Below are 23,912 nucleotides of genomic sequence, written 5' to 3' on the forward strand. Positions count from 1 at the left end.
CCGCATCCTGTCAGCGCGCACCCCCCTTCCGGGCCGCGACACCGCCGTACCGCCCCCACCGTCCCCCGGCCGGCCCACAGGCCCGCAGGGCCCAGAATGGGACGGGTGACCGACCTCGCCTCCTTCGCCGCCCTGCTCGCCCCCGAGGGACAGACGCTCCTCGCCGCCCTGCGCGACTACGACCCCGCCCAGGAGCTGGCGGTCGCCTCCCGGCTGCGCCGCGACCACCCCGCCGAGCTGGTCGGCGCGGCCCTCGGCCAGGCCCGGCTGCGGCAGCGGGCGGTGGCGAAGTTCGGCGCCGAGGACGCGTACCGGATGTACTTCACGCCCCACGGCGTCGAGCAGTCGACCCGCGCCTCCGTCGGCACCTACCGGGCGGCCCGGCTGAAGGCGCTCGGCGTCGGCAGCGTCGCGGACCTCTGCTCCGGGATCGGCGGCGACGCGATCGCCCTCGCCCGCGCCGGGATCTCCGTCCTCGCCGTCGACCGGGACCCGCTCACCGCCGAGACGGTCCGGGCGAACGCGGCGGCGCTCGGCCTCGCGGAGCTGATCGAGGTGCGCTGCGCGGACGTGACCGCGATCGACACCAGCCCGTACGACGCGGTCTTCGTCGACCCGGCGCGGCGCGGCGGCCGGGGCAGGATCTTCGACCCCGAGGCGTACTCCCCGCCGCTGTCCTGGGCGATCGAGGCGGCCCGCAAGGCCCCGCGCGCGGCGCTCAAGATCGCCCCGGGCATCCCGCACGAGGCGGTGCCCGAGGAGGCCGAGGCCGAGTGGATCTCGGACGGCGGGGACGTGAAGGAGGCCGTGCTCTGGTTCGGTACGGAGCCGGGCGCGCGCCGGGCCACCCTGCTGCCCTCCGGCGCGAGCCTCCTGGGCCGGGGCCTGCCCGACCCGGCGGTCCGCCCGGTCGGCCGCTACCTCTACGAGCCGGACGGCGCCGTCATCCGCGCGCACCTCGTCGCCGAGGTCGCCGAGGAGCTCGGCGGAGGCCTGATCGACGAGACCATCGCGTACGTCACGGCGGACGAGCTGCACCCGACCCCGTACGCTGCCGCCTACGAGATCACCGACGAACTGCCTTTCAACCTGAAGAAGTTGAAGGCCCTGCTGCGGGAGCGGGAGGTCGGCAACCTGACGGTGAAGAAGCGCGGCTCCGCGGTCGAACCGGAGGAGATCCGCCGCAGGGTGAAGCCGAAGGGCCCCCACGCCGCCACCGTGCTGCTCACCCGGGTCGCGGGCGCCCCGACGATGCTGATCGGCCGCCCGGCGACGGCGTCCTGAACCGTCACGGACAGGGGGATCATGGCACTGCACCCGGAAGGCATGTTCACCGGCGGACCGCTCGCGCACCTCGCCACGCTCGCCGCCGGGCCCGACCCGCTGGAGTGGGAGGTCCTGCGCCTCGCGCGGATCCTGCGCCCGAACCACTGGGACGCGGCCTGGCGGGAGACCCCGCAGCGGCTCGCCTCCCAGCTGGACTACCTGTCCACCGCGTTCAGCGAGGAGTTCCTCGCCGGCTGCCCGGAGCCCGCCCGGAGCAGCTGGCGGACGGCCGCGGGCGCGCAGGGCGTGCCCGCCTTCATGACCGGGCTCGCGACGCTGCTGCGGCTCGCGGACCGCGAGGGGGACGCCCGTTACGAGGAGGTGCCCCTGGCCGCGTGGGAGGTACGGGCACGGTTCCCGCTGCTGCTGTCCCTGGACGGCTGGGCGTACGACGGCGAGTTCGGCTCGTACGAGGAGAGCCTGCGCGCCTTCGTCGACGCCGAGCACCCCCACTGCTTCGACGAGTTGATCCCGCGCCTCACCCAGGCCCTGGAGGCGCGGACCCTCCGCGCGGACTCACCGGCCTTCGCCGAGGCGTTCGGCGTCCTCGCCCCGACGGCGACCCCGGAGACCCTGGACGTCCTGATCCGGACGGCCTACGCCCACCTGACGGAGCACCATGACTGAGCCCTTCGCCGAACTGCTCGGCGGCGCCGACCAGGCGGTCGTCAGTGCCGACGGGCGGTGGATCGCCGCGAGCGCGTGCTGGGACCGCCACAGCCGCGTGGCCGTCTACCGCGCCGCCGACCTCTCCCTCGCGCACCTCCTGACCTTCACGGAGGAGGCCGAGCCGATCGCCTTCCACCCCACGCTGCCGCTCCTCGCCGTCGGCCTCGACAACAGCGACGAGTACCTCCGCGCGGGCGGCCTCACCCTCCTCGAAGCCGACACCGGCCACCGCGTCGACTTCACCGACCCCGGCCGGGGCATCGACCTGGTCCGCTGGCGGGACCCGCGCACGCTCGAACTCACCTTCCGAGCCGTGGACCCGGACTGCGAGTACGTGCACCACGTCTGCCGGCCCACCGTCGTCCGCACCGACTGGCGCGGCCTCGCCCCCGACGCCCTCGACCTGACCGCCCTCCACGCGCCCCCGCTCGACGAGGTCACGTACCCCGACACGGGATCCGCGCGGGAACTCCTCCGGTCACTCGCCGCGCGGGCGGGCTGATCGACAGGACAGACCCTACGACCGGGCCCGTCTCAGCAGCAGCGCCCGTTCGCTCTCGTTCCTCGTGAGCCCGGCCGCGCGGGTGAACTCCGCCCGCGCCTCCGCCGTGCGGCCGAGCCGGGCGAGCAGGTCGCCGCGGACGCTCGGCAGCAGGTGGTAGCGGGCCAGGGCCGGTTCGGCGGCGAGGGCGTCGACGATCCGGAGGGCGGCCTCGGGTCCCTCGGTCATCGACACGGCGACCGCGCGGTTCAGCTCGACCACCGGGGACGGCGCGAGGGCCCCCAGCCGGCCGTACAGCGCGGCGATGGTCGCCCAGTCCGTGGCCCCGTAGGAGCCGGCCCGCGCGTGGCAGGCGGCGATCGCGGCCTGGAGGGCGTACGGCCCGTACGCGCGCCCGTCCCCGGCCCGCTCCAGGGCGGCGAACCCGCGCCGGACGAGCAGCCGGTTCCAGCGGCTCCGGTTCTGGTCGGCGAGGAGCACCGGCTCCCCGTCGGGCCCGGTCCTCGCCGCCGTCCGGGAGGCCTGGAGCTCCAGCAGCGCGGCGAGCCCGTGCACCTCGCTCTCCTCCGGCATCAGGGCGGCCAGGCCCCGGGCGAGCCGCAGCGCGTCCTCGCAGAGGCCGGGCCGCAGCAGGTCGTCGCCGGCGGTGGCCGCGTACCCCTCGTTGAAGATCAGGTAGACGACTTCGAGGACGGAACCGAGCCGGGCGGCCCGGTCCTCCCCGTACGGCACCTCGAACTCCACGCCCTCCCTCGCGAGCGTCCGCTTGGCCCGGGTGATCCGGGCCGCGACCGTCGCCTCCGGCACCAGGAACGCGCGGGCGATCTCGTCCGTCCGGAGTCCGCCGACGAGCCGCAGCGTGAGCGCCGCGCGGGCGTCGGCGGAGAGCACCGGGTGGCAGGCGGTGAAGACGAGCCGCAGGACGTCGTCGTCGATGTCGCCCGGACCGGACGGCTCGGGGTCGTACGACTCCTCCGAGAGCGTCCGGCCCACCTCGGCGAGCTTCCTGGCGTACGTCTCGCGGCGGCGCACCAGGTCGACGGCGCGGTGCTTCGCGGCGGCCGTCAGCCAGGCGCCCGGTCGTTCCGGGACCCCCGACCGCGGCCACTGCTCCAGGGCGGAGACCAGCGCGTCCTGGGCGATCTCCTCGGCGATGCCGACGTCCCTGACGATCCGCGCCACCGTGGCGATGATCCGCGCCGACTCCATCCGGAAGACCGTCTCAAGGGTGCTCTCCACCGTCACGTCTCACATGACAGCACAGGGCGGGTCAGCCCTCCGGCATCTCCTCGACCTCGCGGACCTCAAGGCCGACCTTCCAGTGCGGCGGGTGGACGGCCAGGAAGCGCTTCCCCCACTCGACGGCCTCGGCCATGTCCTTGCACTGGAGCATCGCGTAGCCGCCGACGACCTCCTTGGTCTCGGTGAACGGGCCGTCGGTGAACGACAGCGTCCCGTCCGACCAGGTGATCCGGGTGGCCTCGGCGGTCGGCTTGAGACCGGCCGTGTCCACCATGGCCCCGGCCTTGGTGATCTCCTCGAAGAGGGCGCCCATGCGCTGCTCGAAGCCGGGGTCGGCGCTCTCCATGTCGATGGTGTTCTCCTCGATGCGGACGAGGGACAGGAAGCGGGGCATGACGACTCCTCGGTGTGCGGTGGGCGGGGCCGTTCCCCGCCGTCCACACATACGTCGAACGGGCCGGGCCCGCATCGACACCGCGCCCGGAGAAGTTCTCAGACGTAGTCCTCCAGGCGGGCCACGGTGAAGCCCTGCTCCTGTATCCGGCGCAGCATCGTCGCCGTCATCTCGGTCATCGTGCGGCCCTTGAGCTCGGACGGGCCGCGGAAGTGGGCCAGGATGATGTCGCCCGGGCGCAGCTTCCGGTCGCCGCGCTGGTACTGCATGTTCTTGATCTGCATCGACTCGCGCCACAGCACGATCGCGTCGATCCCGCACTCCCCCGCCGCCGCCCGCGTGGCCTCGTTCCAGTTGCCGTAGGGCGGCCGGAAGAGGCGCGGGGTGGTGCCGTAGCGCTCCTTCAGCCGCGTCTGCTGGCCGCAGATCTCCCGGCGCTGCGCCTCGGGGCCGAGGGTGCGCAGGTCGGGGTGGGTCAGGGTGTGGTTGGCGAGGCCGTGGCCCTGGGCGATCAGGGGCGCGAAGTACGGGTAGTCGGCGCGGATGGCCGCGTCCGTGAGGAACATCGTGAAGGGGACCTGGAGGTCCTTCATCATCCGGACGAACTCGGGGTCCTTCTCGGCCCCGTCGTCGATCGTGATGAAGACGATCTTCTCGCGCGTGGGTATCTCGCTGATGACGGGCACCGGCCCGCCGGCCGGACGGACCACGGGCTTCACGGCGGGCGGGGCGGGCGGGGCGGCGAAGGGCTTCAGGCCCCATCTCCGGTACGCGGCGGCCGCGGCGGCCCCACGGACCCCGGGCGCCTCGTGGCCCGCCGCCGGCGGCGTCCCCGGGGCGGTCGTCGCCGGGGTCTTCGTCGCCGGGCCGGGAGCGGCGGCGGCGGGTTCCCCGACCGTGCAGCCGGTCACCAGGAGGGCGGCGGCGGTCAGGGCCGCCCACAGCGCGATCGTCTTCTTCACGCGCTGTGGGATGCCCCAGACGGTCGAAAGGTTGCTCGGTTCTCGCTTATTCGACCGATTCGAAGCGCCAGCGGTGGACCGGACGGGTGATCAGCTCCGCGTCCGGCTCCGGCAGCTCGGGCAGCTCGTCCTCGAAGCCGTCCGCCTCCCACCAGGTCAGGACCAGGACCCGGTCCTGCGGCGCCCGGAAGAGCTCCCGGCGCAGCGGCTCACGGGCCAGGACCTGCGCGCGCGCCCACTCCAGGAGCTCGGCGCCCCGGCCCCGGGCGGCCCTGGCCTCCCACATGAGCGTGAGCCTCACGAGTACAGGTTCTCCTTGCTGACCTCGTGCACGTGGTCGTGGTGGTGGGCTCCCGGCACGTGCGGGTCCGTCACCGGCAGGGACGAGTCCGCCGACAGCTCCAGGTCCGAGGCCGGCCGGTTGCGGGCGACCATCTCGGAGCCGAGGGCCGCGACCATCGCGCCGTTGTCCGTGCACAGGCCCGGCCGGGGCACCCGCAGCCGGATCCCGGCGCGCTCGCAGCGCTCCTCGGCGAGGGCCCGCAGCCGCGAGTTGGCGGCGACGCCACCGCCGATCATCAGGTGGTCGACGCCCTCGTCCTTGCAGGCCCGGACGGCCTTGCGGGTGAGGACGTCGACGACCGCCTCCTGGAAGGACGCGGCCACGTCCCGTACGGGCACGTCCTCGCCGGCCGCCCGCTTGGCCTCGATCCAGCGGGCCACGGCGGTCTTGAGGCCGGAGAAGGAGAAGTCGTAGGCGGGGTCGCGGGAGCCGCTGAGGCCGCGCGGGAAGGCGATCGCCGCCGGGTCTCCCTCCTTGGCGAGCCGGTCGATGACCGGTCCGCCGGGGAAGCCCAGGTCGAGGACGCGGGCGATCTTGTCGAAGGCCTCGCCGGCCGCGTCGTCGATGGTGGCGCCCATCGGCCGCACGTCGGAGGTGATGTCGGAGGAGAGCAGCAGCGAGGAGTGCCCGCCGGAGACGAGGAGGGCCATCGTCGGCTCGGGCAGCTTGCCGTGCTCCAGCTGGTCGACGCAGATGTGCGAGGCCAGGTGGTTGACGCCGTACAGCGGCTTGCCGAGGGCGTAGGCGTACGCCTTCGCGGCGGAGACGCCGACGAGCAGGGCGCCCGCGAGACCGGGTCCGGCGGTGACGGCGATGCCGTCGAGGTCCTTCGCGGAGATCCCGGCCGTCTTCAGGGCGCGCTCGATCGTCGGGACCATGGCCTCCAGGTGGGCGCGGGAGGCGATCTCGGGGACGACGCCGCCGAAGCGGGCGTGGGTGTCGACGCTGGAGGCGACGGCGTCGGCGAGGAGGGTGGTCCCGTGGACGATGCCGACGCCGGTCTCGTCGCAGGAGGTCTCGATGCCGAGTACCAGCGGTTCGTCAGCAGCCATCAGATCTCAGTCCCAGTTCCTTGAACGATCAGTCGCATCACGAGCGCGTCGACATTGCCCGGCTGGTAGTAGCCGCGCCGGAAACCGATGGGCTCGAAGCCGAAGCGCTCGTAGAGCTTCTGGGCCCGGGTGTTGTCCACGCGCACTTCGAGGAGGACCTCCTCGCACTCGAAGGCGGTGGCCTCCTTCAGCAGGTCGGTGAGGAGCCGGGCGCCGAGGCCCGTGCCCCACTGGTCGCGGGAGACGGCGATGGTCTGCACGTCGCCGAGACCGCCGGCGGCGGCCAGCCCTGCGTAGCCGACGATCCGGTCGTCGTCCGGGTCCTGGGCCACCACGTAGTGGCGGGTGGCCCGGGGTCCCCTGGCGTGCGCGAGCTCCGACCAGAACATCCCCTCCGACCAGGCGTCCTCGGGGAACAGCTCGGCTTCGAGCGCGAGCACCGGCTCGATGTCCCACCAGCGCATCTCGCGCAGCACGACTGCCTGGGTCGCGGCGCTCACTGGGGGGTGACCACCTTGTAGTTCTTCGGCACCTGCGCGTCGGGGCGGCGCAGGTACATCGGCAGCGGGTCGAGGAAGCCGTCCCCGCCGGCGGCGAGCCGCTCGGCGGCGAGACCGGCGAGCGCGGCGGCCGACTGGTGCTCGGGGTCACGGGCGTCCGGGAAGGCCTCGGGGTAGAGGCGGGCGCCCGCCCCGACGACCGGGAGCCCGGCGAGGGACTCGGCGATGTCGGCGGGCCGGTCGACGGCCGCGTCGCCCACCCGGGTGCGGGAGTCCGCGTACCGCGCCCAGTAGACCTCCTTGCGGCGCGCGTCCGTCGCGACGGCGAAGGGCTCGTCGATCCCGGAGGCGTAGGCGAGGCCGTCGAGGGTGCACAGGCCGTGCACGGGCACGCCGAGCGCGGACGAGAAGGCCGCGGCGGTGACGAGGCCGACCCGGAGCCCGGTGTACGGACCCGGGCCGACGCCGACGACGATCCCGGTGACGGCGTCGAGCTTCAGCCCGGCGTCCGAGAGGACCCGGTCGACGGCGGGCAGCAGCAGCTCCCCGTGGCGGCGGGCGTCGACCTGGGTCGACGAGGCGACGACGGCCTCTCCGTCGTGGAGGGCGACGGTGACGGCGGGGGTGGCGGTATCCAAGGCGAGCAACAGCACGCGAACAGCCTACGGCTCCCGGGCACGGTGCCCCGAACCTCGGGGCGGCGGCTGCTACCGTCACCCTCGATACGTTCGTACGAGAGGTGGGCACGGTGGCAAGGAGCAGCTCGGGATTCGTGGCCGGGCTCACCGCGGCGGCCGTCGTCGCGGTCGGCGTCCTCGCCTACCAGGCCTCGGCGAGCGCGCCCGCCGATCTGTCGTTGAAGCCGCGGACGCCGGGCGCGACCGTCCCCTCGGTCTCGCCGAGCGGCGGCCCGAAGCAGCCCGCCAGGAACCCCCTCGCCCTCCCCGCGGCCTCGGGCACCGGCGAGCGGGTCGTGTACTCGCTCACCGACCGCCGGGTGTGGCTGGTGAACGGCAAGGGGAAGTCGACCCGGACGTTCGCGGTGTGGCCGAGCACGGTCGACCCGGCGCCGGGGGCGTACCGGGTGACCTCGCGCTCGGGCTCCGTGCGGGGTTCGGACGGCGTGCAGATCGAGCACGTGGTGCGGTTCGCGACGGCCGAGGACGTGGCGATCGGCTTCAGCGCGGCGGTGGACGGCTCGACGCCGTCCCCGGACCCGGCGCGGAAGACCGGCGGCATCCGGATGAAGCGCGCCGACGGCGACGCGCTGTGGACGTTCGCGGTGATCGGCGCGAAGGTCGTCGTCGTCGCCTAGGTCGTCGTCGCCAGGGCCTGATCCGAAAGACAGGCCCTAGGCGGCTTCGTCCCGTACGGGCACGTCCACGGGGTCCGTCACCTCGGGCTCGGCCGGTGGCGGGGTCGACAGCGCCCGGGCCGCCGCGCAGGACGCGAGCAGCTCACTCATCGAGACGTGGTCCCGGCCGGGTTCCGCGCGTTCGGGCGTCGCCATGCATGCCTCCCGTAGGTTAGGTGCACCTAACCAGCTCGTGCATCCATGTGACCACGGCGCCCGCGGCCCACGCAACACCTTCCCGACACGTTGTCGGAACCTACGTGCGTTCAGAGCAGCGCCAGGTCCTCCTCGGCCCAGCGCGCGCCGATCCCGCGCAGCACGACCGTGCGCCGGTCGTCGTCGGTGTCGCCGGTCACCCGGTGGATGAGCAGGTGCAGCCGGTCGTCGGTCAGCTCCTCGACCTTGCCGTCACCCCACTCGACGACCACGACGGACTCGGGCAGCGAGACGTCCAGGTCGAGGTCCTCCATCTCGTCGAGACCGCCGCCGAGGCGGTAGGCGTCGACGTGGACCAGGGCGGGGCCGCCGACCAGGGAGGGGTGGACGCGGGCGATGACGAAGGTCGGGGAGGTGACGGCGCCCCGGACGCCGAGCCCCTCGCCGAGACCGCGGGTCAGGGTGGTCTTCCCGGCGCCGAGCTCGCCGGTGAGCATGACGAGGTCGCCGGGGCGGAGGACCTCGGCGAGCCGGCGGCCGAGCTCCTGCATCCGCTGCGGGGAGTCGACGGAGAGTGTGGCGCCGGAGACGGGCGGGTGCGCTGCTTCCATACCGGCAAACCTAGCGCGTGCCGAAGGGCTCCCCGGCCGGGACCGCACCGGCCCGCGCCAGCAGGTCGGCGAGCCGGTCGGTGACCGCCTCCGGATGCTCCAGCATCACCAGATGGCCCGCGTCGGGGACGATGACCAGCTCCGCGTCCGGCAGGAGGGCCGCGATGGCCTCGGTGTGCGAACTCGGGGTGACCAGGTCGTTGTCCCCGGCCAGAGCGAGGACCGGCAGCTCGCCGAAGGCGGCGAGGGCGGCCGTCTTGTCGTGCTCGGCGAAGGCGGGGTAGAAGGCGGCGACCACGTCGATCGGCGTCGACTCGATCATCCGCTCCGCGAAGCGGGCGACGGCCGGGTCCACGTCCTTCGAGGCGAACGAGTACTTCTTGATCAGCCCGGCGAACAGGTCGGCGGTCGCCCGGCGCCCGCGCTCGACCAGCTCCGCCTGGGAACCGAGGGCCCGCAGGACGCCCGGCAGGACCCGGCGGACGGCGTTGACGCCGGCGAGCGGCAGCCCGTACGTCACCTCCCCGAGCTTCCCGGCCGAGGTGCCGACGAGGGCGACGCCGACGACCCGCTCGCGGACCAGCTCCGGGTACTGCTCGGCGAGCGCCATCACCGTCATGCCGCCCATCGAGTGCCCGACCAGGACCAGCGGCCCCTCCGGGGCGGCCGCGTCGAGGACGGCCTTGAGGTCGCGGCCCAGACGGTCGATGGAGACGGGCACCGCCTCCGGCCCGGTCTGCGCGGCGCCCGGCCCGGAACGGCCGTGGCTGCGCTGGTCCCAGTGGACGGTGCGGACGAGTCCGCGCAGCGCGGCCCGCTGGAAGTGCCAGGAGTCCTGGTTGAGGCAGTAGCCGTGGCTGAAGACGACGGTGACGGGAGCCGGTTCACGGCGCCCGAAGAGCCGGCGCCGGCGCGCGGGCGGGGCGTCCGCCTCGACCTCGTCCACCTCGTAGTACAGGACGGTCCCGTCGTCGGCGAGGGCCCGGCCGGAGGTGCCGCGCAGACCGCCGTACGGCCCGGTGGCGTCCAGGGCGAGCCGCGCCTTCTGCCGTACGGAACGGCCGACGGTGAGCCGCTCCACGGCGACACCGGCGGCCGCCCCGGCGGCGAGGACGCCTATCGCGGCGCCGGCGAACCCGGCACGCCGCCAGCTGCTGCCACCCGACTCGGCCATGACCGGCTACTCCCCCAGGTAGACGCGCGGGACGCGGGCGCCGATCCGGGTGACGATCTCGTACGCGATCGTGTCGGCGGCCACCGCCCAGTCCTCGGCCGTCGGCTCGCCCCGGTCGCCGGGCCCGAAGAGCACGGCCTCCGTGCCGGGATCGGGGGTGTCCCCGCCGAGGTCCACCACGAACTGGTCCATGGCGACGCGCCCGGCGACCGTGCGGACGCGGCCGTCGACGAGGACGGGGCCGCGCCCCGAGGCGTGCCGGGGAACCCCGTCGGCGTACCCCAGCGGGACGAGTCCGAGCGTGGTCGCCTCACCGGTCACGTAGTGGTGCCCGTAACTCACCCCGTGCCCGGCGGGCACGTGCTTGACCAGGGCGACGCTCGCCTTCAGCGACATGACGGGCCGCAGGCCCAGCTCGGCGGAGGTGCCCAGCTCGGGGCTCGGCGACACGCCGTACATCGCGATCCCGGGCCGGACCAGGTCGAAGTGGGCCTCGGGCAGCGTCAGGGTGGCCGGCGAGTTCGCGATGTGCCGGACCTCGGGCCGGACGCCCGCCTTCTCCGCGTGATCGAGCATCGAGCGGAACACGCCGAGCTGGGCGGCGATGGAGGGATGGTGCGGCTCGTCGGCGCAGGCGAAGTGCGACCAGAGGCCGGTGACCTTGACCAGCCCGTCGACCTCGGCCTTCAGGGCGGCCCCGACCAGCTCCGGCCAGTCGGCGGGCTGGCAGCCGTTGCGCCCGAGCCCGGTGTCGGCCTTGAGCTGGATGCGGGCGGTCTTCCCCACCGCCCTGGCGGCCTCGACGACCTCCTCCAGCGCCCACATCCCGCTCACGGACATGTCGAGACCGGCCTCGACGCCCTGGTCCCAGGGGTCGCCGGGGGTCCACAGCCAGCACATGACGGGCACGTCCGTGATCCCGGCGGCGCGCAGGGCCAGCGCCTCGTGCGGGGTGGCCGTGCCGAGCCAGTCCGCGCCCGCGTCCAGGGCGGCGCGGGCACAGCGCTCGGCGCCGTGTCCGTACGCGTCGGCCTTGACCACGGCCATGATCCGGACGTGGGGGGCGACACGGGCGCGCAGCGTGCGGACGTTCGCACGCAGCGCGCCGAGGTCGATCTCGGCGCGGGCCCTGCGGGGCGGAGGTGTCTCAGTCATCGCGCCCAGTCTCTCAGGTGTCAGCTCCCGGGCCGCTTTCCCCAGATGTAGACCCGGTCACCCTTACGGAGGACGCCCCAGAGTTTCCGCGCGTCCGCGTGGCTCAGATTGACGCAGCCGCGGCTTCCGCCGGGCGTGGCGAGCTGCCCGTAGACGGCGTGGAAGGCCTGCCCGCCGCTGAAGAACTGGGCGTACGGCATGGGGGTCTTGTAGATGGTCGACCAGTGGTCCTTGTGGCGCCAGTAGACGGTGTGCCAGCCGGTGCGCGTGGCGTATCCGGGCCGCCCGCTCCGCATGTTGACCACGGGATACGTCACCTTCTTCCCCTTTCGCACCCACATGAGCTGGCGGTCGAGGTCGACGCAGGCGACGGCGTACTTCTTCACGGGACAGCGGCGGCCCGGGTCGAGGTTCCTGCGGGCGGCGAGCAGTTCGGCGCGGGCCCAGGTGACGGGCCCCGCGTAGCCGACGGCCGGCTTGATCTTCTCCCTCACCTGGAAGGCCCGGATGGCCCGGCAGTCGGCGACGGACTGCCGCCCGTCGACCCGCAGCCCCAGCAGCCGCTCGACCCGCCTCTGATGGGTCCCGGCCCGGGCGGTGCAGGCGGTCCCGACGGCACTGCGCGGCAGGAACTCGACGAGCTCGTCGACCTCCTCCTCGGGCTCGGGCACGGCGACGCCCCCCTCCTCCCGCAGCGGCGGCAGCACCTGATCGGGCGTGTCCATCGGATACTCGGCCCGCCCGCCCCCGACGACACCGGGCACGAGCGGATCGGGATCGCCCACGGCCGACACGGCGAGGGGCAGGGCCCCGGGGGCGGCCGGCGCGGCGAGGGGCAGGGCCCCGGGGGCGGCCGGCGCGGCGAGGGGCAGGGCCCCGGGGGCGGCCGGCGCGGCGAGGGCGACGGGCCCGAGGGCGAGGGAGACGGCGAGGACGGACAACAACGGCGCGGTACGACTTCTCCAACTGGTCACCCCACCCACCCAATCCGCCCCCCGCCCCACGAGCGCGCCGGAACCCACGGCTGGTCCAACGGCGTTCGCCCGAGTGGGGGTCGGGGGACCCTCCGGTGACTCCCCAGGGGTCACCGGGCCGCCGTGACGTCCCGCCATGCCTCCCGCAGGGAGTCCGCCACGTCCGTCGCCGTCACCGGCGCGCCCCCCTCCGACGCCCGCCGCGCCGCGAGCCCGTGCAGGTAGGCGGCGCAGGAGGCCGCGTCCAGGGGCCGGAGGCCGGCCGCGAGGAGGGAACCGGCGAGGCCGGAGAGCACGTCACCGCTGCCGGCCGTGGCGAGCCAGGAGGTCCCGGTCGGGTTGACCCGTACGGGACCGTTCCCGTCCGCCCCGCACACGAGCGTCGTCGAGCCCTTCAGCAGGACGGTCGCGCCGAAGCGGCCCGCCAGTTCACGGACCGCCGCGAGCCGCCCGGCCTCGACCTCCTCCCGCGCGACGCCGAGCAGCGCCGCGGCCTCACCGGCGTGCGGGGTGAGCAGGGTGGGCGCGCCGCGCCCCCGGACGGTCGCGGGATCCAGGCCCCTCAGGCCGTCGGCGTCGACGAGGACGGGCACGTCGGTGGCGAGGACCCCGGCGACGGCGACCCCGGCGCCCGGCCCCTCCCCGAGACCCGGCCCCACGACCCAGGCCTGGACCCGCCCGGCCTTGTCGGGCGGTCCGGGGTGCACCAGGGTCTCCGGGTGCGCGGCGATCACGGCGTCCCCGGCGTGCCCCACGTAGCGCACCGCCCCCGCCCCGCCGCGCAGCGCGCCCGCCACGGCGAGCACGGCGGCACCCGGATAGCGCGCCGATCCGGCGAGGACGCCGACGACACCGCGCCGGTACTTGTCGCTCTCGGCGCCCGGTACGGGCAGCAGCCACGCCAGGTCGTCGTGCTGGAGGGCCTCCAGGTCGGGCACGCCGGGAAGGACGGCCCCGAGCCCGATGTCGACGAGCCGCAGCGCGCCGGCGTACTCCCGGGCGGGGTCGACGAGCAGACCCGGCTTGTACGCGCCGAAGGTGATCGTCGCGTCGGCCGGCAGGGCCTCGCCGTGGACCTCCCCGGTGTCGGCGTCGACGCCGCTCGGGAGGTCCACGGCGACGACGACGGCGTCGGAGCCGCGCGCGGCCCGGGCGAGGGGCACGGCGTCCGGCCGGAGGCCGCCGCGGCCTCCGATGCCGGTGATGCCGTCCAGGACGAGGTCGGCGCGGGCGAGGGCCTCGAACGGCTCGTCGGCGACCCGTCCGCCCGCCGCCCGGAGCGCCGCGAGCCCGCCCTCATGGGCGCGGTCGCCGAACAGCACGGCGGAGACGCCGGCGCCGCGGCGGGCGAGGCGGGCGCCCGCGTAGAGGGCGTCGCCGCCGTTGTCGCCGCTGCCGACGAGGAGGACGACCCGGGCGCCGTACACCCGCCCCCTGCCGAGCAGCGAGCAGCAGGCGGCGGCGAGGCCGGCGGCGGCGCGCTGCATGAGGGCGCCGTCGGGGAGACGGGCCATGAGGGCGGCCTCGGCGGCCCGGACGGTCTCGACGCGATAAGCGGTACGCATGCCAGCAGTCTGCCCCGCCGGTCGCGCCCGCGCCCCGTGTGAGCCCGCGCCGCCCCGCACCCGTGTGGGCACCGCCCGGGGGGCCGCGGCCACGGGACAGGCCACCCGGGGGGCAGGTCACCCCCTACCCCTCCGCGATCACCACCGCCGACGCCACCCCCGCGTCATGGCTCAGCGACACGTGCCAGTGCTTCACGCCCAGTTCCGCAGCCCGTGCCGCCACCGTCCCCCGGACCCGCAGCCGGGGCTGCCCGCTGCCCTCCACGTACACCTCGGCGTCCGTCCAGTGCAGGCCGCCCGGCGCGCCGAGCGCCTTCGCGAGGGCCTCCTTGGCGGCGAACCGCACGGCGAGCGAGGCGGGCCCGCGCCGTTCGCCGCTCGGGAGCAGCACCTCGCGTTCGACGAAGAGGCGCTGCAGCAGCCCCGGTGTGCGTTCGATCGACGCGGCGAAGCGGTCGATCTCCGCCACGTCGATCCCCACCCCAATGATCATTTCCCACTCACTCCACGGTCACGGATTTGGCCAGGTTGCGCGGCTGGTCGACCTCGTTGCCCCGCGCGGTGGCGAGCTCGCAGGCGAAGACCTGGAGCGGCACCGTGGAGACCAGCGGCTGGAGCAGCGTAGGCGTGGCGGGGATGCGGACGAGGTGGTCGGCGTACGGGACGACGGCCTCGTCGCCCTCCTCCGCGATGACGATGGTCCGGGCTCCGCGGGCCCGGATCTCCTGGATGTTGGAGACGATCTTGTCGTGGAGGACGGACCGCCCGCGCGGCGAGGGCACCACGACGACGACCGGCAGGTCCTCCTCGATGAGCGCGATGGGCCCGTGCTTGAGCTCGCCGGCGGCGAAGCCCTCGGCGTGCATGTACGCCAGCTCCTTGAGCTTCAGCGCGCCCTCCAGGGCCACCGGGTAGCCGACGTGCCGCCCGAGGAACAGCACGGTGTCCTTGTCGGCGAGCGACCGGGCCAGGGCCCGGACGGGCTCCATGGTCTCCAGGACCCGTTCGACCTCGTCGCCGATGCGGGCGAGCTCGCGGACGACGGCGTGGATCTCGTCGCCCCACTTGGTGCCGCGCACCTGGCCGAGGTAGAGCGCGAGCAGGTAGCAGGCGACGAGCTGCGTGAGGAAGGCCTTGGTCGAGGCGACGGCGACCTCGGGCCCGGCGTGCGTGTAGAGGACGGCGTCGGACTCCCGGGGGATCGTCGAGCCGTTCGTGTTGCACACGGCGAGCACCTTGGCGCCCTGCTCGCGGGCGTGCCGGAGCGCCATGAGGGTGTCCATGGTCTCGCCGGACTGGGAGATGGCGACGACGAGGGTGCGCTGGCCGAGGATCGGGTCGCGGTAGCGGAACTCGCTGGCGAGCTCGACCTCGCAGGGGATCCGGGTCCAGTGCTCGATGGCGTACTTGGCGATGAGCCCGGCGTGGAAGGCGGTGCCGCAGGCGATGATGACGACCTTGTCGGCCTCGCGGAGCACGGCGTCGGGGATGCGCACCTCGTCGAGGGTGAGCCGGCCGGCTCCGTCGATCCGCCCGAGGAGGGTGTCGGCGACGGCCTTGGGCTGCTCGGCGATCTCCTTGAGCATGAAGTAGTCGTAGCCGCCCTTCTCGGCGGCGGAGGCGTCCCAGTCGACGTGGTAGGCGCGGACGTCGGCGGGCGCGCCGTCGAAGTCGGTGACGGTGACGCCGTCCCGGGTCAGTTCGACGACCTGGTCCTGTCCGAGTTCGATCGCGGACCGGGTGTGGGCGATGAACGCGGACACGTCGGAGGCGAGGAAGTTCTCGCCCTCGCCGACGCCGACGACGAGGGGCGAGTTCCGGCGGGCGCCGACGACGACGTCCGGCTGGTCGGCGTGGACGGCGACGAGGGTGAAGGCCCCGTCGAGCCGGCGGCAGACGAGCCGCATGGCCTCCGCGAGGTCCCCGACGGAGGAGAACTCCTCGGCGATCAGGTGGGCCACGACCTCGGTGTCGGTCTCGGACAGCAGCGTGTGGCCGCGCTCGCCGAGCTCCTCGCGCAGGGCGGCGAAGTTCTCGATGATGCCGTTGTGGACGACGGCGACCCGCCCGGCGTTGTCCAGGTGCGGGTGCGCGTTGGTGTCGGTGGGCCCGCCGTGGGTGGCCCAGCGGGTGTGTCCGATGCCGACGGAGCCGCCGGCCAGCGGCCGGTCGACGAGCTCCTTCTCCAGGTTGACGAGCTTGCCGGCCTTCTTGGCCGCGGCGAGCCCGCCGTCGGCGAGCACCGCGACACCGGCCGAGTCGTAGCCCCGGTATTCGAGCCTCTTGAGGCCCGCGACCACCACATCAAGCGCCGACTGCCCGCCGACGTATCCCACGATTCCGCACATGACGGCAGGCTACGCCGGAACCCCCGCGACCGGCCGGAGTCGACGCGTCACGAACCACCGCCCGTGTCGTGCTCCCCACGGGCCGCGGTTCAGCCCAGCTTGGCGGCCTGGGCGTCGATCACGGCCTTCGGGAGGTCCTTGGCGGTGCCGCCGAGGCTGAGGGTGGAGAAGGAGGCGAGCGTGTTGCCCTTGCGGAAGACGACGAGCTTGGTGACGAAGGGCTCGCCGTCCATGTCGGTGGTCACGGTCCACGCGAGCGACTCCTCGCCGGCGGACACGGTCTCCGGGGCGACCTTGCTGATCTTCGTCTTCTCGCCGCCGCCGTTCAGCGTGAAGCCGCCCGCGCAGTCGGTGCCGGCGGTCTTCAGCGCGGCGAAGGCCTCCTGGGCGCCCTGTCCGTCGTACGAGCCGAGGGTCACGCTGGTCACGGGTGCGCTGAGCGCCCCGAGGGCGTCCTGCGGCGAGGCCGTGGCGCCCTCGGTCTTCGGCACCTCGATGGCCTTGCGGTGCGCGGAGGCGGCCGGGTCGCCGGTGGCGACGAAGGACATCGCGTCGGCGAGCGGCTTGCAGGAGGGCTTGTCGGTGGAGAGGGTGTCGGGCTTCACGAGGTCCGTGGCCTTGGCCTTCTGGACCTGGTGGCCCGGCAGGTCGGCCTGCTCGACGATGAGCTTCTCCAGCTCGGCGGAGGACAGGGCCTTCGCGGCGGGCGCGCCGCTCGTGGCGGAGGCGCTCGGCCGCGCGTCCTTGCCGGTGTCCTTGCCGTCGCTCTCGTCGCCGCTGCCGCAGGCGGTGACGAGCAGCGCGAGGGAGGCGGCGGTCACGGCGGCGGCGGTGCTTCGGGTGAGGGTGCGCATGGGGTGTGGCTCTCTGTTTCTCTTCGTGACGACCCGGCGTCCGCGTGACGGTCCCGGCGTCGTCGTGACGTCGCGCCGCCTCGTGGCGGCTCCCCCCGCGTGACGTACGGGAACCCACGCGGCTCCAGCATGATCACCCGGGGGCCGGGGTCGGACAATCGCTTTTGTCGCGTGACCGACCCCACGGCCCACGGAGCCCGCCGACCCCCGACAATGGCGGGGTGATCACTTCGCCGCCACGAAGCCCCGACGACGCCCCCGGCAACGGTGCCGGGAACGGCCACGACGCCGCGACCGGCCGGGGCGCCGCTCCCGGCACCGCCCGCAACGGCGCCGGGCACCGTCGGCCGTCCGAGGCGACCCCGTACGTCGACCTCACCCGCGCGGAGTGGAGCGCCCTGCGCGACAAGACGCCGCTCCCCCTGACCGCCGACGAGGTCGAGCGGCTCCGCGGCCTCGGGGACGTCATCGACCTCGACGAGGTCCGGGACATCTACCTGCCGCTCTCCCGGCTGCTCAATCTGTACGTGCAGGCCACCAGCGGTCTGCGCGGCGCGCTGAACACCTTCCTCGGCGAGCGGGCGGAGCAGCGCGGCACCCCCTTCGTCATAGGGGTCGCCGGTTCGGTGGCCGTCGGCAAGTCGACGGTCTCCCGTCTGCTCCAGGCGCTGCTCGCCCGCTGGCCGGAGCACCCGCGCGTGGAGCTGGTGACCACGGACGCGTTCCTCTACCCGATGGAGGAGCTGAAGGCGCGCGGCCTGATGTCCAGGAAGGGTTTCCCCGAGTCGTACGACCGCCGGGCCCTGACCCGGTTCGTCGCGGACGTCAAGGCGGGCAAGGACGAGGTCACCGCCCCGGTCTACTCGCACCTGATCTACGACCGGGTGCCCGGCGAGCGGCTCGTCGTGCGCCGCCCGGACATCCTCATCGTGGAGGGCCTGAACGTCCTCCAGCCGGCCCTGCCGGGGAAGGACGGCAGGACCAGGGTGGGTCTCGCCGACTACTTCGACTTCTCGGTGTACGTGGACGCGCGGCCGGAGGACATCGAACGCTGGTACCTGAACCGCTTCCGGAAGCTGCGCGACACCGCCTTCCAGGACCCGTCCTCGTACTTCCGGCGCTGGACGCAGGTCTCGGAGGAGGAGGCCTTCGACTACGCCCGCACGATGTGGCGGACCATCAACAAGGTGAACCTCCTGGAGAACGTGGCCCCGACCCGCGGCCGGGCGACCCTCGTCGTCCGCAAGGGCTCCGACCACAAGGTGCAGCGCCTCAGCCTCCGGAAGCTCTGACCTCCGTACGCTCTCCCCATGCTGCATCTGCGGATGATCGTCCCGCCCGACCGCACCTCCGAGGCGGTCCGGCTGATCGAGTCGACGGTCGGCACCACCCATCTGGTGGTGCTGCCCGGCGCGGCCCGGGACCCCTCGGGCGACGTCGTGATGTGCGACGTGGCCCGCGAGGCGGGGCACGAACTGCTCAACGGAATGCGCGAGCTGAGGATCGATCAGGACGGCTCGATCGCCGTCGACAACATCGACTTCTCCCTGTCCACGCGCGCGGACGCGGCCGAGGCGGAGGCGCCGGGCGAGCCCGCGGACGCGGTGATCTGGGAGCAGCTGGCGGGCGCGACGCACGAGGAGTCGACGCTCTCCATCACGTACAGCGCGTTCATGATCCTGGCGACGATGATCGCGGCCTGCGGTGTCATCCTGGACAACGCGATCCTGATCGTGGGCGCGATGGCGGTAGGACCGGAGTTCGGACCGCTGGCCGGGGTCTGCACGGCCGTCGTCCAGCGCGCTCCGAAGCTGGCGGCGCGCTCCCTGCTGGCGCTGGTCGTCGGCTTCGCGGCGGCGATCGTGGCGACGACGGTGTTCAGCCTGGGGATGGACGCGCTCGATCTGTTCAGCAGGTCCCAGTTGGAGGCGGACCGGCCCAACACCAAGTTCATCTGGCAGCCGGACCCGTTCTCGTTCGTCGTGTCGCTGCTCGCGGGCATCGCCGGGACCCTCTCCCTGACGTCGGCCAAGTCGGGGGCGCTGGTGGGTGTGGCCATCTCGGTGACGACGGTCCCGGCGGGCGCGAACGCGGCGGTGGCGCTCAGCTACGGCGATCTGAGCCAGACGTGGGGTTCGGTCGAGCAGCTGGGACTCAATCTCTTCGGCATCATGCTGGCCGGGACGCTCACCCTGTACGGACAGAAGCTGCTGTGGCGCACCCAGCGCGGCCGTTGGCGCCGGCAGCCGAAGAGGTCCTGACCCGCCGAAGACACGAAGGAGGGCCCCCGCCGGAGAATCCGGCGGGGGCCCTCCCCCTTGCATGACGGTGCCTCAGAAAGGCTAGCCCAGTGCGGACTTCACGACGTCCGCGAGGCGCTGCGCGACGGCGCGGGCCTGCTCGATGTCGGCGGCCTCGACCATGACGCGGACCAGCGGCTCGGTGCCGGAGGAACGCAGCAGGACGCGGCCGGTGGAGCCCAGCTCGCGCTCGGCGTCGGTGACGGCGGCGGCGAGCTCACCCGAGGTGGTGACCCGGGACTTGTCGACGTCCTTGACGTTGATGAGGATCTGCGGGAGCCGCTCCATGACTCCGGCGAGGTCCGCGAGCGACTTGCCGGTGGCGGCGACGCGGGCGGCCAGCATCAGACCGGTGAGGGTGCCGTCGCCGGTGGTGGCGTGGTCGAGCACGATGACGTGGCCCGACTGCTCGCCGCCGAGGGCGTAGCCGTTCTCCTTCATGGACTCCAGGACGTAGCGGTCGCCGACCGCGGTCTGGACGAGGCTCAGGCCCTCGCGCTCCATGGCGAGCTTGAAGCCCAGGTTGGACATGACGGTCGCGACGACGGTGTCGCCGCGCAGGGTGCCGGCCTCGCGCATGGCGAGGGAGAGCACGGCGAGGATCTGGTCGCCGTCGACCTCGTTGCCCGCCGCGTCGACCGCGAGGCAGCGGTCGGCGTCGCCGTCGTGCGCGATGCCCAGGTCGGCGCCGTGCTCGACGACCGCGGCCTTGAGCAGCCCGAGGTGGGTGGAGCCGCAGCCGTCGTTGATGTTGAGGCCGTCCGGCTCGGCACCGATGGTGACGACCTCGGCGCCGGCCCGGGCGAAGGCCGCGGGCGAGACGCGGGCGGCGGCGCCGTGGGCCTCGTCGAGGACGATCTTGAGGCCGTCGAGGCGGTTCGGGAGGACGGCGATGAGGTGGGCGACGTAGGTCTCGAAGCCCTCGTCGTAGTCCCGGACGCGACCGACGCCGGCACCGGTCGGACGCTCCCAGGGGGCGCCGGTGCGGTGCTCCTCGTACACGGCCTCGATCTTGTCCTCCAGCTCGTCGGCGAGCTTGTGGCCGCCGCGGGCGAAGAACTTGATGCCGTTGTCGGGCATGGCGTTGTGGCTGGCGGAGAGCATCACGCCGAGGTCGGCGCCGAGGACGCCGGTGAGGTGGGCCACGGCCGGGGTGGGCAGCACGCCGACGCGCAGGACGTCGACGCCGGCGCTGGCGAGACCGGCCACGACGGCGGCCTCCAGGAACTCTCCGGAGGCGCGCGGGTCCCGCCCGACCACGGCGGTCGGCCGGTGGCCCTCGAAGGTGCCCGCCTCGGCGAGCACGTGCGCGGCCGCGACCGACAGGCCGAGCGCGAGCTCCGCCGTCAGGTCCGCGTTGGCGACGCCGCGTACGCCGTCCGTGCCGAAGAGTCGTCCCACAGCTGTCCTCCGAAAATACGTGCCCAAGCTGATGAAAGATGAAAGAGGTGACGAAAGAGGTTATGAAAAAACGTACGCCCCGACGGCACGGGCAGTGCCGCCGGGGCGTACGAAAGCAGACCGAGCAGGCGATTAACGCTTGCTGTACTGCGGAGCCTTGCGGGCCTTCTTGAGACCGGCCTTCTTCCGCTCGACCGCACGGTCGTCACGGGAGAGGAAGCCGGCCTTCTTCAGCGCCGGGCGGTTGTTCTCGACGTCCGCCTCGTTCAGCGCACGGGCCACGCCGAGGCGCAGGGCGCCGGCCTGGCCGGAGACACCGCCACCCGCGATGCGGGCGATGACGTCGTAGCGGTTGTCGAGCTCGAGCACCTTGAAGGGCTCGTTGACTTCCTGCTGGTGCACCTTGTTGGGGAAGTAGTCCTCAAGGGTGCGACCGTTGATCTTCCACTTGCCGGTGCCCGGAACGATCCGGACGCGGGCGATGGCGTTCTTGCGACGGCCCAGGCCGGCGGCCGGCTGCGGGTCGCCGAAGCGGGACGCGAGCGACTCGGAGGTGTACTCACCCTCGACGAGCTCGGTCTCGGTGGTGTACTCCTCGACGCCCTCGAACTCGTCGACGGGGGTCTCGGGGGTGGTCTCGGCCACGATGCTCCTCAGATTTCTTTCGTTCTTAGGGGGTGTGGCCGGAACTACTGCGCGACCTGGGTGATCTCGAACGGGACCGGCTGCTGCGCAGCGTGCGGGTGGTTCTCGCCCGCGTAGACCTTCAGCTTCGAGAGCATCTGACGGCCCAGGGAGTTCTTGGGGATCATGCCCTTGATGGCCTTCTCGACGGCCTTCTCGGGGTTCTTGTCGAGCAGCTCGTCGTAACGGACGGAGCGCAGACCACCCGGGAAGCCAGAGTGGCGGTAGGCCATCTTCTGGGTCTTCTTGTTGCCGGACAGGTGAACCTTGTCGGCGTTGATGATGATGACGAAGTCGCCCATGTCCATGTGGGGGGCGTAGACCGGCTTGTGCTTGCCTCGCAGGAGGTTCGCAGCCGTCGTCGCCAGACGACCCAGGACGATGTCCTGCGCGTCGATGATGTGCCACTGGCGAGTGACATCGCCGGGCTTGGGGCTGTACGTACGCACTTCGTAGCCTTCGCTTCTTCAGTGGATGGAGTCCAGACACACCTGAAGCGATCATGCAGCTGGGGCCTGCACTGCCGGGACACCGCCCGTATGCGAGCCACTGGTAACTGCTCCAGGGAACCTGCGTAACGGCCCTTCGCGTGAGAACGACGAAGCCAATACGCATAACAAACCGCAACAGTACCCGCGCCACCCCGGACGGGTCAAAACGCCGCGGGTCCCCAGGTCACCGCGGCCCGGGGCCGAGCCGCGACGAGCCCCGGGGTCACCGCGCCCGCTCGACCCGCCGCTCGTCCCACACCGGCTCCGCCGTCTCCCGCACGATCCCGTCGGACCCGAAGACCAGGAAGCGGTCGAAGCTCTTCGCGAACCAGCGGTCGTGCGTGACGGCCATCACGGTCCCGTCGTACGACTCCAGGCCCTCCTGGAGCGCCTCGGCGGACTCCAGGTCCAGGTTGTCCGTGGGCTCGTCGAGCAGCAGCGCCGTCGTCCCCGCCAGCTCCAGGAGCAGGATCTGGAACCGCGCCTGCTGCCCGCCCGAGAGCCGGTCGAAGGACTGGTCGCCCTGGCGCTCCAGCTCGTACCGCCGCAGCATCGACATCGCCGCGCCCCGGTCCTTGGCGTGCTCGGTCCACAGGATGTCGACGAGCGGACGCCCGGCCAGCTCCGGGTGCGCGTGGGTCTGCGCGAAGTGCCCCGGCAGGACCCGGGCACCGAGCTTCCAGACACCCGTGTGGGCGACCGTCGGGTCCCCCGCGAGCAGCCGCAGGAAGTGCGACTTGCCGGAGCCGTTCGAGCCGAGGACGGCGACCCGCTCCCCGTAGAAGATCTCCAGCGAGAACGGCTTCATCAGACCGGTCAGCTCAAGGTTCTCGCAGGTCACGGCACGTACACCGGTCCGTCCGCCGCGCAGCCGCATCCGGATGTCCTGCTCGCGCGGCGGTTCCGGCGGCGGCCCCGCCTCCTCGAACTTCCTCAGCCGGGTCTGCGCCGCCGCGTACCGGGACGCCATCTCGTGGCTGACCGCGGCCGCCTGCCGCAGGTTGATCACCAGCTTCTTCAGCTGGGCGTGCTTCTCGTCCCAGCGCCGCTTCAGCTCCTCGAAACGGGCGAACCGCTCCCGCCGGGCCTCGTGGAAGGTGTCGAAGCCGCCGCCGTGCACCCAGACGTCCGACCCGGCGGGACCGGGCTCGACCGCGATGATCTTCTGGGCGCCCCGGGAGAGCAGCTCCCGGTCGTGGGAGATGAAGAGCACGGTCTTGCGGGTCTCCCGCAGCCGCTCCTCCAGCCACCGCTTGCCCGGCACGTCGAGGTAGTTGTCCGGCTCGTCGAGGAGCAGCACCTCGTCGGGGCCGCGCAGCAGCGACTCCAGGACCAGCCGCTTCTGCTCGCCGCCGGAGAGCGTCCGGACCTCGCGGAACTGCGCCTTCTCGTACGGGACGCCCAGCGCGGCCATGGTGCAGATGTCCCAGAGGGTCTCGGCCTCGTACCCCTGCACCTCGGCCCAGTCGCTGAGGGCCTGCGCGTACTTCATCTGCGCGGCCTCGTCGTCGACCGTCATGATCAGGTGCTCGGCCTCGTCGACCGCCTTCGCGGCCTCCCTGATCCGGGGCTGGGCCACCGAGACCAGCAGGTCACGGACGGTGGACTCGTCCCGTACGGAACCGACGAACTGCGGCATCACACCGAGGCCGCCGCTGACCGTGACGGTGCCGCCGTGCGGCTGGAGCTCGCCGGCGATCATCCGCAGCAGTGTGGTCTTGCCGGCGCCGTTGGCCCCGACGAGGGCGACGACGGCACCCTCCCCGACCCGGAAGGAGGCGTCCCCGAGGAGGACCCTCCCGTCGGGAAGGTAGTACTCCAGATGCGCGGCCTCGACATGTCCCATGGGATGCAT

At 73.2% G+C, this 23,912-nt stretch carries 26 protein-coding genes; 6 read left to right on the forward strand and 20 right to left on the reverse strand.

Features of this window, described 5'->3' with window-relative positions; genetic code table 11:
• The first annotated feature begins 96 nt into the window (after positions 1-96).
• Genes ABTY59_RS02295 through ABTY59_RS02305 form a run of 3 tightly spaced genes read left to right on the forward strand, consistent with a single transcriptional unit; the run spans position 97 to position 2,497 of the window.
• Positions 97-1,284, forward strand: a complete 1,188-nt coding sequence (locus ABTY59_RS02295) for a THUMP-like domain-containing protein (protein ID WP_352017016.1) — start codon at positions 97-99, stop codon at positions 1,282-1,284.
• 21 nt (positions 1,285-1,305) lie between these two features.
• Complete coding sequence (locus ABTY59_RS02300) at positions 1,306-1,953, forward strand: hypothetical protein (RefSeq protein ID WP_352017017.1); 648 nt, start codon at positions 1,306-1,308, stop codon at positions 1,951-1,953.
• Complete coding sequence (locus ABTY59_RS02305) at positions 1,946-2,497, forward strand: hypothetical protein (RefSeq protein ID WP_352017018.1); 552 nt, start codon at positions 1,946-1,948, stop codon at positions 2,495-2,497. The genes ABTY59_RS02300 and ABTY59_RS02305 overlap by 8 nt, the downstream gene beginning before the upstream one ends.
• A gap of 15 nt (positions 2,498-2,512) precedes the next feature.
• Here ABTY59_RS02305 and ABTY59_RS02310 read toward each other — a convergent pair whose 3' ends face one another.
• The 7 genes from ABTY59_RS02310 to tsaB form a co-directional block, all read right to left on the reverse strand.
• Entirely contained in the window at positions 2,513-3,706 is a 1,194-nt protein-coding gene (locus ABTY59_RS02310; protein ID WP_469531898.1) for an RNA polymerase sigma factor, read from the reverse strand.
• A 61-nt stretch (positions 3,707-3,767) separates the two neighbouring features.
• The gene (locus ABTY59_RS02315) at positions 3,768-4,133 is read right to left on the reverse strand and encodes a YciI family protein (RefSeq protein ID WP_352017020.1); all 366 of its coding nucleotides are present in this window, start codon (positions 4,131-4,133) and stop codon (positions 3,768-3,770) included.
• Positions 4,134-4,231: 98 nt separating this feature from the next.
• Positions 4,232-5,095 (reverse strand): polysaccharide deacetylase family protein, encoded by an 864-nt coding sequence (locus ABTY59_RS02320; RefSeq protein ID WP_352017021.1) that lies wholly within the window; start codon positions 5,093-5,095, stop codon positions 4,232-4,234.
• 46 nt (positions 5,096-5,141) lie between these two features.
• Positions 5,142-5,381 carry a hypothetical protein gene (locus ABTY59_RS02325; RefSeq protein WP_352017301.1) on the reverse strand — a complete coding sequence of 80 codons (240 nt, stop codon included), beginning with the start codon at positions 5,379-5,381 and terminating at the stop codon, positions 5,142-5,144.
• 11 nt (positions 5,382-5,392) lie between these two features.
• Positions 5,393-6,490, reverse strand: coding sequence for a tRNA (adenosine(37)-N6)-threonylcarbamoyltransferase complex transferase subunit TsaD (gene tsaD / locus ABTY59_RS02330; protein ID WP_352017022.1), 1,098 nt, complete (start codon positions 6,488-6,490; stop codon positions 5,393-5,395).
• On the reverse strand, positions 6,490-6,954 hold the full coding sequence (gene rimI / locus ABTY59_RS02335; RefSeq protein ID WP_352017302.1) for a ribosomal protein S18-alanine N-acetyltransferase: 465 nt from the start codon (positions 6,952-6,954) through the stop codon (positions 6,490-6,492). The genes tsaD and rimI overlap by 1 nt, the downstream gene beginning before the upstream one ends.
• A 32-nt stretch (positions 6,955-6,986) precedes the next feature.
• Positions 6,987-7,643 carry a tRNA (adenosine(37)-N6)-threonylcarbamoyltransferase complex dimerization subunit type 1 TsaB gene (tsaB, locus tag ABTY59_RS02340; RefSeq protein ID WP_352017023.1) on the reverse strand — a complete coding sequence of 219 codons (657 nt, stop codon included), beginning with the start codon at positions 7,641-7,643 and terminating at the stop codon, positions 6,987-6,989.
• A gap of 95 nt (positions 7,644-7,738) precedes the next feature.
• Here tsaB and ABTY59_RS02345 point away from each other — a divergent pair, with 95 nt between their 5' ends.
• Entirely contained in the window at positions 7,739-8,305 is a 567-nt protein-coding gene (locus ABTY59_RS02345; protein WP_352017024.1) for a hypothetical protein, read from the forward strand.
• A gap of 36 nt (positions 8,306-8,341) precedes the next feature.
• On the opposite strand, the gene ABTY59_RS02350 is transcribed toward ABTY59_RS02345, so the two are convergent.
• From ABTY59_RS02350 to ABTY59_RS02390, 9 genes are all read right to left on the reverse strand, one after another.
• Positions 8,342-8,500, reverse strand: a complete 159-nt coding sequence (locus ABTY59_RS02350) for a hypothetical protein (protein ID WP_352017025.1) — start codon at positions 8,498-8,500, stop codon at positions 8,342-8,344.
• 110 nt (positions 8,501-8,610) lie between these two features.
• Positions 8,611-9,111: a tRNA (adenosine(37)-N6)-threonylcarbamoyltransferase complex ATPase subunit type 1 TsaE gene (gene tsaE / locus ABTY59_RS02355; protein WP_352017026.1), complete on the reverse strand. Its 501-nt coding sequence runs from the start codon at positions 9,109-9,111 to the stop codon at positions 8,611-8,613.
• Positions 9,112-9,121: 10 nt separating this feature from the next.
• The gene (locus tag ABTY59_RS02360) at positions 9,122-10,285 is read right to left on the reverse strand and encodes an alpha/beta fold hydrolase (RefSeq protein WP_352017027.1); all 1,164 of its coding nucleotides are present in this window, start codon (positions 10,283-10,285) and stop codon (positions 9,122-9,124) included.
• Between the two features lie 6 nt (positions 10,286-10,291).
• Entirely contained in the window at positions 10,292-11,440 is a 1,149-nt protein-coding gene (gene alr / locus ABTY59_RS02365) for an alanine racemase (RefSeq protein WP_352017028.1), read from the reverse strand.
• Between the two features lie 20 nt (positions 11,441-11,460).
• Positions 11,461-12,414, reverse strand: a complete 954-nt coding sequence (locus ABTY59_RS02370; RefSeq protein ID WP_502995325.1) for a L,D-transpeptidase — start codon at positions 12,412-12,414, stop codon at positions 11,461-11,463.
• A gap of 110 nt (positions 12,415-12,524) precedes the next feature.
• On the reverse strand, positions 12,525-13,979 hold the full coding sequence (locus ABTY59_RS02375; RefSeq protein ID WP_352017029.1) for an NAD(P)H-hydrate dehydratase: 1,455 nt from the start codon (positions 13,977-13,979) through the stop codon (positions 12,525-12,527).
• A gap of 124 nt (positions 13,980-14,103) precedes the next feature.
• Complete coding sequence (locus tag ABTY59_RS02380) at positions 14,104-14,472, reverse strand: holo-ACP synthase (RefSeq protein ID WP_030687778.1); 369 nt, start codon at positions 14,470-14,472, stop codon at positions 14,104-14,106.
• Positions 14,473-14,479: 7 nt separating this feature from the next.
• Positions 14,480-16,327 carry a glutamine--fructose-6-phosphate transaminase (isomerizing) gene (gene glmS, locus ABTY59_RS02385; protein WP_352017030.1) on the reverse strand — a complete coding sequence of 616 codons (1,848 nt, stop codon included), beginning with the start codon at positions 16,325-16,327 and terminating at the stop codon, positions 14,480-14,482.
• Between the two features lie 89 nt (positions 16,328-16,416).
• Complete coding sequence (locus tag ABTY59_RS02390; protein ID WP_352017031.1) at positions 16,417-17,181, reverse strand: hypothetical protein; 765 nt, start codon at positions 17,179-17,181, stop codon at positions 16,417-16,419.
• A gap of 221 nt (positions 17,182-17,402) precedes the next feature.
• On the opposite strand from ABTY59_RS02390, the gene coaA reads away from it, so the two are divergent.
• On the forward strand, positions 17,403-18,473 hold the full coding sequence (coaA, locus tag ABTY59_RS02395; protein WP_352017032.1) for a type I pantothenate kinase: 1,071 nt from the start codon (positions 17,403-17,405) through the stop codon (positions 18,471-18,473).
• Positions 18,474-18,491: 18 nt separating this feature from the next.
• Positions 18,492-19,442: a DUF389 domain-containing protein gene (locus ABTY59_RS02400; protein WP_352017033.1), complete on the forward strand. Its 951-nt coding sequence runs from the start codon at positions 18,492-18,494 to the stop codon at positions 19,440-19,442.
• A gap of 81 nt (positions 19,443-19,523) precedes the next feature.
• On the opposite strand, the gene glmM is transcribed toward ABTY59_RS02400, so the two are convergent.
• The 4 genes from glmM to ABTY59_RS02420 all read right to left on the reverse strand — a co-directional run bounded on the left by glmM (position 19,524) and on the right by ABTY59_RS02420 (position 23,903).
• Entirely contained in the window at positions 19,524-20,882 is a 1,359-nt protein-coding gene (glmM, locus tag ABTY59_RS02405; RefSeq protein WP_352017034.1) for a phosphoglucosamine mutase, read from the reverse strand.
• 132 nt (positions 20,883-21,014) lie between these two features.
• Positions 21,015-21,527 (reverse strand): 30S ribosomal protein S9, encoded by a 513-nt coding sequence (rpsI, locus tag ABTY59_RS02410; RefSeq protein ID WP_015035601.1) that lies wholly within the window; start codon positions 21,525-21,527, stop codon positions 21,015-21,017.
• Positions 21,528-21,571: 44 nt separating this feature from the next.
• Positions 21,572-22,015: a 50S ribosomal protein L13 gene (rplM, locus tag ABTY59_RS02415; protein WP_041130788.1), complete on the reverse strand. Its 444-nt coding sequence runs from the start codon at positions 22,013-22,015 to the stop codon at positions 21,572-21,574.
• Between the two features lie 265 nt (positions 22,016-22,280).
• Positions 22,281-23,903, reverse strand: coding sequence for an ABC-F family ATP-binding cassette domain-containing protein (locus tag ABTY59_RS02420; RefSeq protein WP_352017035.1), 1,623 nt, complete (start codon positions 23,901-23,903; stop codon positions 22,281-22,283).
• Between the last annotated feature and the right edge of the window lie 9 nt (positions 23,904-23,912).

It is taken from the genome of Streptomyces sp. NPDC096079 (genome assembly GCF_040303145.1).
GTDB lineage: Bacteria > Actinomycetota > Actinomycetes > Streptomycetales > Streptomycetaceae > Streptomyces.

Excerpts from the sequence above, each read along its gene's own strand:
- ABTY59_RS02390 (WP_352017031.1), bottom strand. The coding sequence starts at position 17,181 with ATGCGCACCCTCACCCGAAGCACCGCCGCCGCCGTGACCGCCGCCTCC.
- ABTY59_RS02360 (WP_352017027.1), bottom strand. The coding sequence starts at position 10,285 with ATGGCCGAGTCGGGTGGCAGCAGCTGGCGGCGTGCCGGGTTCGCCGGC.
- ABTY59_RS02325 (WP_352017301.1), bottom strand. The coding sequence starts at position 5,381 with ATGTGGGAGGCCAGGGCCGCCCGGGGCCGGGGCGCCGAGCTCCTGGAG.
- ABTY59_RS02400 (WP_352017033.1), top strand. The coding sequence starts at position 18,492 with ATGCTGCATCTGCGGATGATCGTCCCGCCCGACCGCACCTCCGAGGCG.
- tsaD (WP_352017022.1), bottom strand. The coding sequence starts at position 6,490 with ATGGCTGCTGACGAACCGCTGGTACTCGGCATCGAGACCTCCTGCGAC.
- rimI (WP_352017302.1), bottom strand. The coding sequence starts at position 6,954 with ATGCGCTGGTGGGACATCGAGCCGGTGCTCGCGCTCGAAGCCGAGCTG.
- ABTY59_RS02295 (WP_352017016.1), top strand. The coding sequence starts at position 97 with ATGGGACGGGTGACCGACCTCGCCTCCTTCGCCGCCCTGCTCGCCCCC.
- alr (WP_352017028.1), bottom strand. The coding sequence starts at position 11,440 with ATGACTGAGACACCTCCGCCCCGCAGGGCCCGCGCCGAGATCGACCTC.
- ABTY59_RS02300 (WP_352017017.1), top strand. The coding sequence starts at position 1,306 with ATGGCACTGCACCCGGAAGGCATGTTCACCGGCGGACCGCTCGCGCAC.
- ABTY59_RS02420 (WP_352017035.1), bottom strand. The coding sequence starts at position 23,903 with ATGGGACATGTCGAGGCCGCGCATCTGGAGTACTACCTTCCCGACGGG.
- ABTY59_RS02380 (WP_030687778.1), bottom strand. The coding sequence starts at position 14,472 with ATGATCATTGGGGTGGGGATCGACGTGGCGGAGATCGACCGCTTCGCC.
- ABTY59_RS02305 (WP_352017018.1), top strand. The coding sequence starts at position 1,946 with ATGACTGAGCCCTTCGCCGAACTGCTCGGCGGCGCCGACCAGGCGGTC.
- ABTY59_RS02350 (WP_352017025.1), bottom strand. The coding sequence starts at position 8,500 with ATGGCGACGCCCGAACGCGCGGAACCCGGCCGGGACCACGTCTCGATG.
- glmS (WP_352017030.1), bottom strand. The coding sequence starts at position 16,327 with ATGTGCGGAATCGTGGGATACGTCGGCGGGCAGTCGGCGCTTGATGTG.
- tsaE (WP_352017026.1), bottom strand. The coding sequence starts at position 9,111 with ATGGAAGCAGCGCACCCGCCCGTCTCCGGCGCCACACTCTCCGTCGAC.
- ABTY59_RS02315 (WP_352017020.1), bottom strand. The coding sequence starts at position 4,133 with ATGCCCCGCTTCCTGTCCCTCGTCCGCATCGAGGAGAACACCATCGAC.
- ABTY59_RS02310 (WP_469531898.1), bottom strand. The coding sequence starts at position 3,706 with ATGGAGTCGGCGCGGATCATCGCCACGGTGGCGCGGATCGTCAGGGAC.
- ABTY59_RS02375 (WP_352017029.1), bottom strand. The coding sequence starts at position 13,979 with ATGCGTACCGCTTATCGCGTCGAGACCGTCCGGGCCGCCGAGGCCGCC.